At 68.6% G+C, this 13,230-nt stretch carries 9 protein-coding genes and 1 pseudogene; 6 read left to right on the forward strand and 4 right to left on the reverse strand.

Annotated features, from left to right (window positions below; genetic code table 11):
- Positions 1–45: 45 nt before the first annotated feature.
- Entirely contained in the window at positions 46–1,029 is a 984-nt protein-coding gene (locus OHB13_RS36650) for an Lrp/AsnC family transcriptional regulator (protein WP_328380484.1), read from the reverse strand.
- Positions 1,030–2,349: 1,320 nt separating this feature from the next.
- On the opposite strand from OHB13_RS36650, the gene OHB13_RS36655 reads away from it, so the two are divergent.
- From OHB13_RS36655 to OHB13_RS36665, 3 genes and pseudogenes are all read left to right on the forward strand, one after another.
- Positions 2,350–3,534, forward strand: coding sequence for a zinc-dependent alcohol dehydrogenase (locus tag OHB13_RS36655; RefSeq protein ID WP_266862316.1), 1,185 nt, complete (start codon positions 2,350–2,352; stop codon positions 3,532–3,534).
- Between the two features lie 217 nt (positions 3,535–3,751).
- Positions 3,752–4,543, forward strand: a pseudogene (locus OHB13_RS36660) (SDR family oxidoreductase).
- 102 nt (positions 4,544–4,645) lie between these two features.
- Positions 4,646–5,212, forward strand: a complete 567-nt coding sequence (locus OHB13_RS36665) for a type 1 glutamine amidotransferase domain-containing protein (RefSeq protein ID WP_328380081.1) — start codon at positions 4,646–4,648, stop codon at positions 5,210–5,212.
- 126 nt (positions 5,213–5,338) lie between these two features.
- Here the strand turns inward: OHB13_RS36665 and OHB13_RS36670 are convergent, their stop codons facing one another.
- A complete protein-coding gene (locus OHB13_RS36670; RefSeq protein WP_328380082.1) occupies positions 5,339–7,513 on the reverse strand; it encodes an FUSC family protein in 2,175 nt (724 codons plus the stop codon).
- 237 nt (positions 7,514–7,750) lie between these two features.
- On the opposite strand from OHB13_RS36670, the gene OHB13_RS36675 reads away from it, so the two are divergent.
- Entirely contained in the window at positions 7,751–8,467 is a 717-nt protein-coding gene (locus tag OHB13_RS36675; RefSeq protein ID WP_328380083.1) for a hypothetical protein, read from the forward strand.
- Here OHB13_RS36675 and OHB13_RS36680 read toward each other — a convergent pair.
- Entirely contained in the window at positions 8,426–8,590 is a 165-nt protein-coding gene (locus OHB13_RS36680; RefSeq protein ID WP_328380084.1) for a hypothetical protein, read from the reverse strand. The genes OHB13_RS36675 and OHB13_RS36680 overlap by 42 nt on opposite strands.
- Positions 8,591–8,614: 24 nt before the next feature.
- A complete protein-coding gene (locus tag OHB13_RS36685; RefSeq protein WP_328380085.1) occupies positions 8,615–10,483 on the reverse strand; it encodes a helix-turn-helix domain-containing protein in 1,869 nt (622 codons plus the stop codon).
- A gap of 248 nt (positions 10,484–10,731) precedes the next feature.
- Between OHB13_RS36685 and dnaK the strand changes: the two genes are divergently transcribed.
- Together dnaK and OHB13_RS36695 are read left to right on the forward strand one after the other, a co-directional pair.
- Positions 10,732–12,642 (forward strand): molecular chaperone DnaK, encoded by a 1,911-nt coding sequence (gene dnaK / locus OHB13_RS36690; protein WP_328380086.1) that lies wholly within the window; start codon positions 10,732–10,734, stop codon positions 12,640–12,642.
- 9 nt (positions 12,643–12,651) lie between these two features.
- Entirely contained in the window at positions 12,652–13,230 is a 579-nt protein-coding gene (locus OHB13_RS36695) for a nucleotide exchange factor GrpE (RefSeq protein WP_328380087.1), read from the forward strand.

Genomic DNA, 13,230 nt, shown 5'->3' on the forward strand with positions numbered 1-13,230 from the left:
GCCGCGTGTACGGGAGCCGGGCGCTGGCTCGTCCCGCCGACGGACTCAGCCGGACTGATCCAGCCGGGTCCAGGCACCCTTGACGGTGGCCAGGTGCACGGTGACATCGGAGGCGTTCAGGCCCGGCAGGGCGCCGATGACCTCACTGGTGTAGCGGAACAGGTCGGAACGGCGGGGCAGCACCATGTGGCCGACCAAGTTGAAACGACCGGTGGACGCGGCCAGGAACTTCGTGCCCGGGTGGCGTGCGAGCTGGCGACCCGCCGCGTCGAGCCGGTCCGGCTCGACGGACAGCCACACCATGAATTCCGCCTGATACCCCAGAAGAGCAGGGTCGACCAACGTCCGGAAGTGCAGGGCTCCACGCTCCACAAGCCTCTCCAGCGCCCGCGAAACACTGGACTCACTGCGCTCCAGCCTGCGCGCCAGTGCACTGACCGGCGTCCGGCCGTCCTCGGCGAGAGCGCCGGCAACGGCCCGCTCAAGAGGGGACAGCGCCTGTGGCGCCTGGTCCCAGTCCTCACGGTCGAACGGCGGGGCGAAAGTGGCCGACCGCAGGTCGGCAGTGGCCTCAGGGGGCAGCAGGCCGGTGTCCCACATGGCCGCCGAGGTGAAGTTGCGGATCACGGCGACACATTCGGTGCTGGTGATCAGGTGCGCGCCCGGCAGGTCAGTGAAGAGCAGCCGCATGAGCTGCTCGTTGTCCTCGGCAACGAAATCGACGATCAGATCGGCGGTTCCGGTGACGACCGCCAGGAACCGCGTCTCCGGGCACGCGGCCAGCAGTTCGGCGAGTTCCAGCCCCTTACCCGGCTTGGCATGCACCCGTACCAGCATGGACGAGCCACTCTCGGTACGGTCCAGCTCCAGCGCACCGACCACATGAACAAGCTTGCGCTCGCGCAGCACCTGGTAGCGCCGCTGTGCGGTGGTCTCGCTGGCTCCCACCCAGCGGGAAACGGAATTCCACGAGGCGCGGCCGTTGAGCTGGAGCGCGGCGATGACGCGGCGGTCCAGCTCATCGATCATGCCTGCATGGGCTCGGGATGACATGGCACGGACCTTAATCAGCGGCCAGAAACCCGTCAACGGCGGAATCCTGCATCAGTGGCCAGCGCAAAGGCCGTCTCCAGCGTTATGCGGGTTTCGGGAAGGGAAATGCCGCAGATAGGCCATGGTGGTTGGGTGCGGCACGAGCCTGCAGGATTACCTCGCGAGGACGCGTAAGTTTCCGCAGCTCGGCTTCTGCGCGACGCCGCAACACCGACTCGTTGATGAGGGCGATGAGCCTGAGTGGCAAGTTCTCTGCGCACAAACTGCTGCCACGTCACTCGGACGGCCACGAGCCGGTCGATCTGCCCTTGCCCAGCCCAGCCCAGCCCAGCCCCCGTACGCGCGGCGCCCTTGCGCCACATGGCCTCCGGGGTCCGGATCCTGCTCCAGGGCCATCGCAGCGATCTCGACGTCGATGCGCGCCTGATCGGCGTCCACTGACCTTTCAGAGGGCGGTTCGTGCGGCTGGATTTGCCGTCACAGATGGTGTGAGTACGGGCGGAATCCACCGGTCCGCAGACGGTGGTCTGTTGGGGCGGCGGGTGAGTGAACGCGCGCCGTGTCCAAGCGACTTATCGGACGAGCAGTGGGCTGTGATCGACCCGGGCTCGCGACGTCTGCCAAGCCCTCGACCGCGAACTGCTGCCGAGAGCATCGAAGGCACGCGCTGGAAGTCTCGGCGAAGAGTTCTCGGTGGCTCTTGCGGACGGCGGGCCCGTGGGAAGCTCCCGCCCTCCTGGAGCTGCGTACGCCGGACGCCTTCGACCGCAGCCATCTTCTACAGGCGAGATCCTGGGCTGGGCGAGCGGCGAACCTGGTGCCTGCGACGTGACCTAGGAGGACGACCACGTCCTCGTCCACGACGGCACGCGAACAGTGGCCACCGTGAGGGACGGAGCTGTCGAATGCCTCCGGCCCGCAGATCCGGCCCCGCTGGACCATGCATATCCGCGTCCCCGACCCCGCCATCACGACCGCGGCGGCACGCTCGGCAGGCGGCACGGTGACTTCCCTGAGTCCGGTGCCCGGCAGGACGGACCACCATGCCTTCATCCGTGACCCGGCCGGGGCCCTGTTCGCGGTCACGGACCTCGGAGGACCGCTGCCAAGCTGACCGATGGGTGGGGACAGGTGCAATCAGAGGCTGGGGTCGGCACTGCGGCAGAAGAGGACGGCCGAATGGCGCAGCCTGCGAAGACGCGCAGCCTGCCGCATGGTGGGAACGAAGCTGGATGAGGCCGATATCTCTCGGCTTCAGCGGACTCAGTGTTGGGAAGCGATTAGTAAGGAGCGATGATGAGGGCTTTGACCTGGCACGGCAAGCGCGACGTCCGGGTGGATACCGTTCCTGATCCGCAGATCACTGATCCGACCGACGTGATCGTGCGAGTTACCTCCACGGGTATTTGCGGGTCGGACCTGCACCTTTACGAGGTGCTCGGCCCCTATCTCGACCCCGGGGACATCCTCGGCCACGAGCCGATGGGCATCGTGGAGGCGATCGGGCCGGAGGTCACAGCACTTTCGGTCGGGGACCGCGTCGTCGTTCCCTTCAACGTCTCGTGCGGCACGTGCTGGATGTGCGGGCAAGGCCTGCACTCGCAGTGCGAGACCACACAGGTCAAGGGCCGGGGGATGGGCGCTTCACTCTTCGGCTTCTCCAAGCTTTACGGCCAGGTGCCTGGCGGCCAGGCGGAACTCCTGCGGGTGCCGTTCGGTAACACCCTCCCCGTCAAAGTGCCGCACGGCCCCCCTGACCAGCGGTTCGTGTATCTGTCCGACGTGTTGCCCACCGCCTGGCAGTCCGTCGCATACGCAGACATCCCCCGGGGTGGCAGCGTCACCGTGCTCGGACTCGGACCCATCGGCGATATGGCCACCCGTATCGCTCTGCACCAAGGGGCGGGCCTGGTCATCGGCGTCGACCTCGTACCTGAGCGTCTGGCCCGGGCACGTTCCAGGGGCGTGCACACACTCGACCTGAACGAGTACGGCAAGGACATCGGAGAGAAGATCCGCAGGCTCACTGGAGGCCGCGGCACCGATTCCGTCATCGATGCCGTCGGCATGGAAGCCCACGGCGCTCCCGTTACCAAGGCCGCGCAGCAGTTCGTCGGCCTGCTGCCCGACGGCCTCGGCGAAAAGGTAATGGGCCGTGCCGGAGTGGACAGCATGACGGCGTTCAACACGGCCGTCGACGCTGTCCGCCGGGGCGGCACCGTCTCACTCATCGGCGTCTACGGGGGCGCTGTCGACCCGGTCCCGATGCTCACCATGTTCGACAAGCAGATCCAGCTCCGTATGGGCCAGGCGAACGTCAAGCGGTGGGTCGACGAGATCCTGCCGCTCCTGGACGACGAAGACGTTCTCGGCGTCGACGACTTCGCCACCCACACTCTGCCCCTCGAAGACGGCCCCCAGGCCTACAAGACCTTCCAAGCCAAAGAGGACGGCATGATCAAAACCGTCCTCACCCCCTGAAGCGCTGGTGGACTGACTACCTCTTCCCGCAAAGATCAGACGAAGGCGAAACACCGCCGAGTCAGCTGTGCGTGCAGGCTCCCCTTCACTCTTCTCACCCCGTCTTTGGAGGGTTTCCGTGACAGGCGACAGTGAAGTCCCACAGGATCCCGTCACCAAGCATCCGCAGCCGGAATTCGAGCAACAGGATGAAGATCACCTCGGGTGGACAGGGCCGATGGACCCACCGCCTGACCATGGAGAGGACTCCTACCGGGGCCACGGCCTGCTGGAAGGCCGGAAAGCTCTGGTGACCGGCGCCGACTCGGGCATCGGCCCGGGCCGTCGCCCTGGCGTTCGCACGGGAGGGCGCAGACATCCTGTTGGCCCTCCTCCCCGACGAGGAGGAGGACGCAAAGGAAACGTCGCGCCTCATCACCGACGCGGGGCGAAAGGCCGTCCCGGTGGCCTGCGAAATCCGGGAAGAACAGCAGTGCGGACTACTCATCGACTGCGCTGTCACCGAGTTCGGCCGCATCGACATCCTGGTGAACAACGCCGCTTATCAGATGCCTCAGCCGGATGGGACCCAAGCGATCTCCACGGAGCAGTTCGACCGTGTGATGCGCACCAATCTCTACGGCATGTTCTGGCTGTCGAAAATGGCATTGCGCACATGCCCAAGGGCGGGTCGATCATCAACTCCGCGTCTGTGCAGGGGTACAAGCCCAGCCCGCACCTTCTCGACTACGCGATGACGAAAGGCGCCATCGTCACGTTCACCCAGGGAATCGCCCAGATGGTGGCCGCTGACGGGATCCGGGTCAACGCGGTAGCTCCCGGGCCGGTATGGACCCCACTCATCCCCGCCACGCTTCCGGACACCGCCACCTTCGGAAAGCAGTCGCCGCTGGGACGTCCAGCCCAGCGAGCGGAACTGGCCCCCGCTTACGTCTTCCTCGCCTCACCACAGGCGAGCTACATCACCGCGGAATTCGTCAACGCCACCGGAGGGACACCACTGCCCTGAGAGACCGCCCGACACGATCTCCCGAAGTTCTCCTCTGCCCACTTTGAGGTCGGGGCGCCCCAGGCCCCGATCCTGTCGGTAACTGTCACAGAAAGGCGCATCATGGCTGACGAACCCCTCAACGGTCACCGTGTTCTTGTCCTCGTCACCAATTACGGCGTCGAGCAGGACGAACTGCTTGTTCCGCTCAAGCGGCTGAGCGAGGACGGCGCGGACGTGACCGTGGCCGCTGCCACACCGGACCTCATCCAGACCCTGGTGGGGGACAAGGACACCGGCGAGACCGTACGGCCCTCCGCCACCTTCGAGACGGTCGACCCCCTCGCGCACCAGTTGCTGCTGCTCCCCGGCGGCACCCTCAACGCCGACAACCTCCGCCTGAACGACAAGGCCATCGACATAGTCAAGGCATTCGCGGTCTCCGGCCGGCCCATCGCGGCCATCTGCCACGGGCCCTGGGCCCTGGTGGAAGCGGACGTCCTCAAGGACAAGACACTCACCTCCTATCCCTCTCTGCGTACGGACATCCGCAACGCGGGAGCCAAGACGTGGGTGGACGAACCAGTGGTGAGCGACTCCGAAGGCGGCTACACCCTGGTCACCTCCCGGACCCCCAAGGACCTCGACGACTTCCTCGGTGAGGTCCACAAGGCACTCGTCGGCTCCTGAACGAACGTGATGGCATTGTCGTTGTCCTCGCCGGCGCCGTCCTTCGGCTTCCACTGGTGGACGCCGGCCGGGCTCTTTTCACTGGCGGCCCGCGCGAGCATGTGCAGGACACGGCGCAGAAGCCTGTCACCCGCCTCGATGCGCAGGCCCTGAACTGTCACCTTCCGCAGCCATGGCCGCCCGCACCCGCTGGTCCTCCCGAGCGGAGCTGACGTCCTGCTCCAGGGGCGTGCGGCTCACGGCAGTCGCGAGGTCCTCCAGTGCTCGTTTCTGCACCTTCGCCTCGCGACGTGCCACAGGGCTCCGGTCCGCGGCGGCGCCGTTCCACGCTTGGAGGGCCTCGTCCACGCGCCTCCAGTCCGGATTCCTGTGCTCGCGCACGTCGGCCGCCGCCTGTGCGGTGTCTGCCTCCAGGGCCTCGGCGAACCGCTCCGACTCGGAGACGGAACGGCTGTCGGCCGGCGGGACATGGTTCTCCATGAGTGTCGCCGTCCGGCCGAACCTCTTGAGTGCTTCCTGCGCCTCCTCGGCCTCGCGCGACGTCAGACCCCTGGGGCGGATCGGTTCTTGCTTCGCCCGGTCGTAGGCCTCCTGCCAGGCGGCGCCTGCCTGCCTGCTGGCCAGCAGCGCCCTGCGTATGTCGGCGCGGTGCTCCGGGGTCGGTTCGGTGTGGTTGCGGAACACCGCGGCTGAGTATCTGCCGTTTGCGGCGATCCAGTCGGCAAGCCTGCCCGGCAAGCGGTGCGTCTCCCACGCGGGGAACACGACATACGCCAGCATGGCCAGGGCGCCACCGAGCAGGGTGAGCACCACCCGCTCAGGGACCGTCTGCTCCCATGCCTGGCCGCCCATACCGAGCAGGAAGACGGCGTACGCGGCGGTGAAGCACTGGGAGTAGGCGTAACCGGTACGGATCAGCGTGTACGACAGGCCGGCTGAGACCACCATCAGTACGCCGAACACGTGGGCGTCCGGGCCCACTACCCGCACCATTCCGGTGGCGAGAGCCACTCCCGCCAGAGCGCCGGCGAGACGGGCCACCGCACGCGTGTACGTCCGGTGGAAGTCCGGCCGCATCACCATGACCGAGGCGATGGGGGCCCAGTAGGTGTGGCCGAGGGGCAGCCGGGCGGCGATCAGATAGCCGAGCGTGGCCACAGCAGCCAGGCGAACGGCGTGCCGGAACACGGGAGACTCCCAGCGGAGTTCACGGCGAACTGACCGGACGGCGACCGAGAGCAGACGGAACTTTGTCGGGCGCACCAGGAAGGTGGCGTCCGCGGTGCCGGGTGTCGTGGCCGTCTGCTCGCGCGCTTCGCCACTCCCGGCGATCTCCAATGCCTCCCCGATGAGTTCCACGAGATGCTCGGCTGCCTCCCGTGCGGGCCCCTCCAGCACTTTTTGCCCTTCGTCGAGGTGAAGGACGTCCGTGCTGTTCGCCTGCACCTCGGCGGGAGTGCCGAGGCGGATCGAGCGGGCGGCTGCATCCAGGACGTCGGCGGTCGCGTCGAGCAACTCCCGGGCGCGGTCCCGCCCGGGTCCGTGTGCCGGGGCGCCGACGTCCGGGTCGGCGAGGGTGGCGAGGACAGGGAGGATGCGCTCGGCCAGTCCCCGGGGGCCGTGGAGGACGGGGGGACGGGTGCGGGCCTGTGATGGCGTCACGGCGGCCGCGTCCCGGGCCGTCATCAACGGCTCCGGGTCGAACCGGGCGGTCGGGTCGTGACGCAGTCGGCGGGCGTAGTCCGCTACGGAGGCCAGGGCGTCGGCGAGTGCGTCACGATGCGCCCCCCAACGGCGGATCGGGAACAGCAGGATCAGCACGGCCTGCACCACGCCACCGAGTGCGATGACCCCGGCGTGCTCCAGGGCTCTCCCGGCGCTCGTGGGCAGGGTGATGGTCACGAGCATGCTGCCGACGGTCGTCGCTGCGACGATCCCGGCGGTCGACCCGACGGCCCACGCCATCCCGGCGGCGAAGGCCCATGCGGCCAGCAGCGGGAGGAACGTCACGAGCCGTCCCGCTGCCAGGTAGCCCACGAAGGTGCTGAGCGCCAGGCCCACACCCGTGCCGAGCGCGATCACCTTGCGTGGACGCCAGGTGCGCTGGAAGGTGGCGCCGCCCGCGGAGTAGGCGCCGAGGGCGGCGGACGCCGCGAAGGCGGGGGAGACCAGCCAGAGTGCCAGCCCGATGGCGATCGCCAGCCCAGCCGCCGTGCGCAGTGCGAGCAGGGGCTCCAGCCGTGTCTCCTCGATCGTGAGTCCGGATCGCACGACCTCTTTGAAGGCCCGCAGCCACGTCACGGGTGTGAGCGTAGCCGGAACCTCCTGCCGGGCCGCGTCGGCGCGCTGCCGCCCCCCTGACGCGATCGACGCCCCCTGCGTCGGTGGACGGGGCGGCCGCGGCTGTGAGGTGGGCCGGCACGGCCCGGTGGAGGAAACGGATCGTGGTCCACCGGCCGTCGTGCTGCGGGTGGTTAGATCTCTGTGACTGGTCGTCAGTAGATGGCCACTGGGTCGACGAAGGGGAGCGCGCAGGAAATGACGGGCAGGCTCGTCCAGGCCCGGACCGGGCATCCTCGGCACGGGCGCCGGGGCGAGGCGCGGTTGCCCGGTGTCATCGCGACGCTCAGCGCGATCGTGCTGTATTTGGTCTTGCCGCAGCGCCTATTGATCGCGCCTCGCTATCTGCTGCCGGCGCTGGAAGTGTTGTTGCTCGTGCCGCTGGTAGCGGTCAATCCCAAGCGTCTGACCCGCCAGACGCCGGTCTTCCGCGTTCTGTCGCTGACGCTCGTCCTGGTGATCGCCGCGAGCAATCTGTTCGCCTTGGGTCTGCTCATCCATGAACTGGTGTACGCGGGGGTGAAGGACGGGCGTTCGCTGCTGGTGGCCGCATTGCAGGTCTGGGCCACCAACATCATCGTCTTCGGTCTGGCCTACTGGGAACTGGACCGGGGCGGCCCCGTTGCCCGTACCCAGACACCGCGCGGCGAGCTGCCGCTGGCCGACTTCCGCTTCTCCCAGGACGAGAACGACGGCGCGGTCCAGGAAGTCGCGGACGGATCCAGCGTCGTCTCGGACTGGATGCCCACGTTGGTCGATTACCTGTACGTATCCGTCACGAACTCGACCGCGTTCAGTCCGACCGACACCATGCCGCTGTCGGCTCGCGGCAAGGTCATGATGAGTGTTCAGAGCATCGCCGCTCTGCTGACCTCACTCCTCGTGATCGCCCGCGCCGTCAGTGTCCTTCAGTAGACTGCCGGTCTGGCCCTGGAGCGTGTCCTGCCATGCGCGGTCGAAGTGCGGGTTCTCCGCGGCAATCTGTTGCCTCTTGCCGTCGGCGACGAGGACCACCGGCACGCGGGTGCCGGGCTCCAAGGAGAGCCCCTGCTCGCCCGCGACTCATCGCGGTGAGTCGAGCACGTTGCGGATGCGGGTGGCGACGTGCAGGTTGAGGCGGGTCTCGACGTCACTGAGATCATGCCCGGTGATCTCTCGGATGCGCTGGAGGCGGTAACGGACGGTGCTGCGGTGGATGAGGAGCCTCTCCGAGGTTGTGTCGTAGCTGCCGCCGGTCTCCAGATAGCGCGCGAGCGTCGTCACCAGTTCGGTGTGGTGGCGGGCGTCGTAGTCCAGCAGTGGGCCCAGCCATTCGCCGACGAAGCGGTCGGCTTCCCGTTCGCCGTCGCCTGTGCCCATCATGCGGCACAGGCCCAGTTCCTCGAAGCCGGTGCTGCCGTACGGGTCCTGGGATCGGCGGCGGACGGTGAGGGCGCGTACCGCCTCGTCGTAGGAGTGGGGCAGATCGGTGAAGGCGTCGCAGTGGCCGCCGACCCCGATCGTGCCGGCCCCGGTGCCGAGTTCGTCCGAGAGGGCCCGGTGCAGCTCGTTTCCCGGATCACGCCGGTCCTCGTCGGCCATCAGGACGACCGTGGTTTCGCCACGAGAGCCGACGAGCACGTCCCGGCGCAGCCTTCCGGCCGCTCGCACCACCGCCTCCCCGAGTGTGGCCGTCCCGGTCGTGCCGGGCCATTCCAGTACGGCAACCTTGTGCGGTCGGTGCAGGTCGTGGCCCAGGGCTGCCGCCTGGGTGAAGACGTCGTTGGTCGCCTCACCTGAGATCAGCCGGTTGACCAGGTCGCGTCTCAGTTGGGGTTCCAGCTCGGCCAGCCTGCACTCGTGCGCGAGCTGGGGAGCCAGCACCAGCGCGGCCTGTTCGAGCGCCGAGGTGTCCGTTTCCGTCGCCCGTCGGTCCGGGTCGACCAGCGCGACCACGCCGAGCAGATCGCCGGCCATCTCGATGGGGACGATCAGCCGGTCCCGGTCCCGGACGGTGCCGGGCAGGCGTCGGGCTCCGTGTATCAGGGCGTCCCGGCGCCGGGTGTCCGACTGCGGGCGTGGTCCACTGTTTGGTCTTGTCCGGGGTTCATCCTGGCGGGGACCAGCACGGGCCCGCGTGTTGCCGAAGCGGTCCTCGGTGAGGGCCGCGAATCCCGTGTGGTCGTGCAGGGCCTGCAGGATTGCCTGCGCGCCTCTTCCGGAGACGGCGGCGCGGGAGAGCGCGTCCTGGGTGGCGAGCCGCGAGGCCAGGGCGGAGACGGTGGTGCCGAGTCCAGGGGTGGGTGGGCCGCCCTCGGTCCCCGGTAGGTTCCCGGTCTCTGGCAGGTCTCCGGTCCCCGGCGTGCTCTCCGACTCGACGCGGGCCGGATCTGCCCGGTGCCCGGTGAGGCGCGCGAGGGCGATCCCGGTCTGCTGTGCGAGCAGGTCGGTCAGGGCGGTCTCCTCGGCCGAGGGTGTGGTCGGGGATCGGACGACGAGATAGCCGAGGCAGTGATCCCGGTATCGCAGAGCGATGGCTCGTGCCCACGGCGCATCCGGCTCGTGCAGGTGCCGGCTGCGGCCGTTCAGAGCGTCGATCCGCCGGTCGAGCCGCTCGGCGGCCACCACGTCGGTGACGGGTGCTCCAGCTGGGGCTTCGCGGGTGAGGTCCACCGCCGGTTCCCGCGCCGCGGTTTTCCCCTGCCGGGCGACGGCGGGGGCAGCGGTCTGGCGCGGGGGGCAGCGCCGCGCCAGACCGTCGTGCACGGTGTAGGCCGCTTCAGCGGTGAAAGGGCCGGTGGCGGCGATCGCCGCCATGGCCCCCCACAGCACCTCGCGCTCGTCCTCACCGTTGAGCATGACCGTTATCAGTCGTAGCAGTGCTTGTCGCGCGGCCACCGGCTGCGGGGTGGGGTGGAGGGGCCCGGCGGTCGGAAAGGGAACAGCGTCCATCGCAGGTCCATTCGCGGCTCGACAGCGGCTTCCCGCGTTTCACGTTACGCCGCTCGGCACGGGGTCTCACCTGCGAACCGTGTCGCGTCCCTGTCTTCGAGGGCCGGAACATCGGCGCGGATTGGTCCTGCCGGGGCGAGGAAGCGCGCCGCGTACCGCGTGAGGCTGGTTGACAGGTGCGGTATGCCCCGGCTCCGTACGTCTGGCAGCGCGCCTGTCGATCCCGCGTCGCGACGGAGGAGATTCTTATGGCGAAGGCAGTAGGCATCGATCTCGGTACCACCAACTCGGTCATCGCGGTCTGGGAGAGCGGTGAGCCCTCTGTCGTCCCGAATGCGGAGGGGGACAGGACGACCCCGTCGGTGGTCGCCTTCTCCGATGACGGCCAGCGGCTGGTGGGACAGCTCGCGCGCCGGCAGTCGATCCTCAACCCCAAAGGCACCATCACCTCCGCGAAGCGGTTCATCGGACGTCGCTACGACGAGATCTCCGACGAGGCCAAGGCGGTCTCCTTCGACGTGGTCGAGGGGCCCGGCGGGGTGGCCCGCTTCGAGGTGAGCGGAAAACAGTACGCGCCGGAGGAGATCAGCGCGCAGGTGCTGCGCAAGCTGGCTGATGACGCCGGGAAGTCGCTCGGCGAGAAGGTGACCGAGGCGGTCATCACCGTACCGGCGTACTTCAACGACGCCCAGCGCCAGGCCACCAAGGACGCCGGGAAGATCGCCGACCTCGAAGTCCTGCGGATCATCAACGAACCGACAGCCGCGGCGCTGGCCTACGGGCTGGACAAGAAGGGCCACGAGACGGTCATGGTCTTCGACCTCGGCGGCGGCACGTTCGACGTCAGCCTGCTGGACGTCGGTGACGGCGTGGTGGAGGTCCGCGCCACTGCAGGCGACTCCCATCTGGGGGGCGACGACTTCGACCGCCGGCTGGTGGACCACCTGGCGGACGGCTTCCAGAAGGCCGAGGGCATCGACCTGCGTAAGGACCCGCAGGCTCTGCAGCGGTTGTTCGAGGCGGCCGAGAAGGCGAAGACCGAGCTGAGTTCGGTCAGCCAGACCCAGGTGAGCCTGCCGTTCATCACGGCGGACGCCTCCGGGCCGAAGCATCTCACCGAGACGGTCCGGCGCTCCACCTTCGAGCAGATCACCTCGGACCTGGTGGAGCGCTGCCTCGAACCTGTCAGGACGGCGATGAGCGACGCCAAGGTCACCGACAACGACATCGACGAGGTCATCCTCGTCGGCGGCTCGACCCGCATCCCGGCCGTGCAGAACCTGGTCCGCCGGATGACCGGAGGCAAGGACCCGAACATGAGCGTCAACCCGGACGAAGTGGTGGCGCTGGGCGCCGCCATCCAGGCCGGCGTGCTCAAGGGCGAGGTCAAGGACGTCCTGCTGCTGGATGTCACCCCGCTGTCGCTGGGCGTCGAGACGGCCGGCGGCGTGATGACCAAGGTCATCGATCGGAACACCACCATCCCCGCTCGCCGGTCTGAGACCTTCTCGACCGCTGAGGACAACCAGCCGGCCGTGGACATCGTGGTGCTCCAGGGCGAACGCGAACTGGCGGCCGACAACAGGGTGCTGGGGCGCTTCCGGCTGGAGAACCTGCGGCCGGCCCGGCGCGGGGAGACCCAGATCGAGGTCACCTTCGACATTGACGCCAACGGCATCCTCAAGGTCAGTGCCAAGGACAAGGACACCGGCGCCGAGCAGTCGATCACCATCAGTGAGGGCTCCAACCTCGACCCGTCCGAGGTCGAGCGGATGATCAACGAGGCCGAGAGCCACCGCACCAGCGACCTGGCCCTGCGCGAGGCCATCGACGCCCGCAACGAACTCGACGCCGCCGCGTACCAGGTGGAGCGCCGACTGGATGACCTTGCCGACGCCGCACCGGAGCACGAGCGCGCCCGGGCGCGACTGCTCATCGACGAAGCGCGTACCGCCGTCAAGGAGGAGGCGCCGGCGGAACGGTCCCGGAGCCTGACCTCCGAACTCCAGCAGATCCATGCGGCGCTGGCCGCCCACGCCGCTGGACCGGGCGGAGCCGGGGGTGAAGCCCAGACGGGCGCAGCGCCCGGCCAGGGTCCCGAGGGCGGCTCCCCGAGGGGCGACGACGACGTCATCGACGCCGATTTCGACAAGAGCTGAGGCGGCGACATGTCGGATCAGGAACAGACGCGTCCCGCCGAGGACCGCTCGCCGCCCGAGTCCGAGCAGACGTCGCCCGAGCGGACACCCGCACCACAGACGACCCCGCGGGCCCCCGAAGCCGCGGAGCAGGAGGCGGCACCTACACCCCGTAGCCCCGAGGTGGAAGAGCTGGAGGACCGGTGGCGACGAGCCCTCGCAGACCTCGACAATCTCCGCAAGCGCTACGCCCGTGAGCTTCCACGGGAGCGGGAGGCGGAGCGGGCCAAGGTGGCCGCGGCGTTCCTCCCGGTCGTCGACAACCTGGAGCTGGCCCTCGCCCACGCGGGCGCCGACGACCCAGGCGCGATCGTCGGCGGAGTGCGGGCGGTACGCGACCAGGCCGTCGAGGTGCTGCGAAACCTCGGCTACCCCCGCTACGAGGAGACCGGCGTCCCCTTCCACCCCGAGCAGCACGAGGTCGTGTCGGTGGTGGCTGAACCAGACGCGCCTGCGGGCACCGTCGTCCAGGTGCTGCGGCCCGGCTACGGCGAACCCGGTCACCAACTGCGGCCCGCCGCGGTAGCGGTCAGCCGCAAGCAGGAGTGA

It is taken from the genome of Streptomyces sp. NBC_00440, assembly GCF_036014215.1.
Classification (GTDB): Bacteria; Actinomycetota; Actinomycetes; order Streptomycetales; family Streptomycetaceae; genus Streptomyces.

What these genes read in the sequence shown, in the direction of transcription:
- OHB13_RS36695 (WP_328380087.1), top strand. Translation starts at nt 12,652, where the DNA reads ATGTCGGATCAGGAACAGACGCGTCCCGCCGAGGACCGCTCGCCGCCC.
- OHB13_RS36685 (WP_328380085.1), bottom strand. Translation starts at nt 10,483, where the DNA reads ATGGACGCTGTTCCCTTTCCGACCGCCGGGCCCCTCCACCCCACCCCG.
- OHB13_RS36675 (WP_328380083.1), top strand. Translation starts at nt 7,751, where the DNA reads ATGACGGGCAGGCTCGTCCAGGCCCGGACCGGGCATCCTCGGCACGGG.
- dnaK (WP_328380086.1), top strand. Translation starts at nt 10,732, where the DNA reads ATGGCGAAGGCAGTAGGCATCGATCTCGGTACCACCAACTCGGTCATC.
- OHB13_RS36650 (WP_328380484.1), bottom strand. Translation starts at nt 1,029, where the DNA reads ATGATCGATGAGCTGGACCGCCGCGTCATCGCCGCGCTCCAGCTCAAC.
- OHB13_RS36655 (WP_266862316.1), top strand. Translation starts at nt 2,350, where the DNA reads ATGAGGGCTTTGACCTGGCACGGCAAGCGCGACGTCCGGGTGGATACC.
- OHB13_RS36665 (WP_328380081.1), top strand. Translation starts at nt 4,646, where the DNA reads ATGGCTGACGAACCCCTCAACGGTCACCGTGTTCTTGTCCTCGTCACC.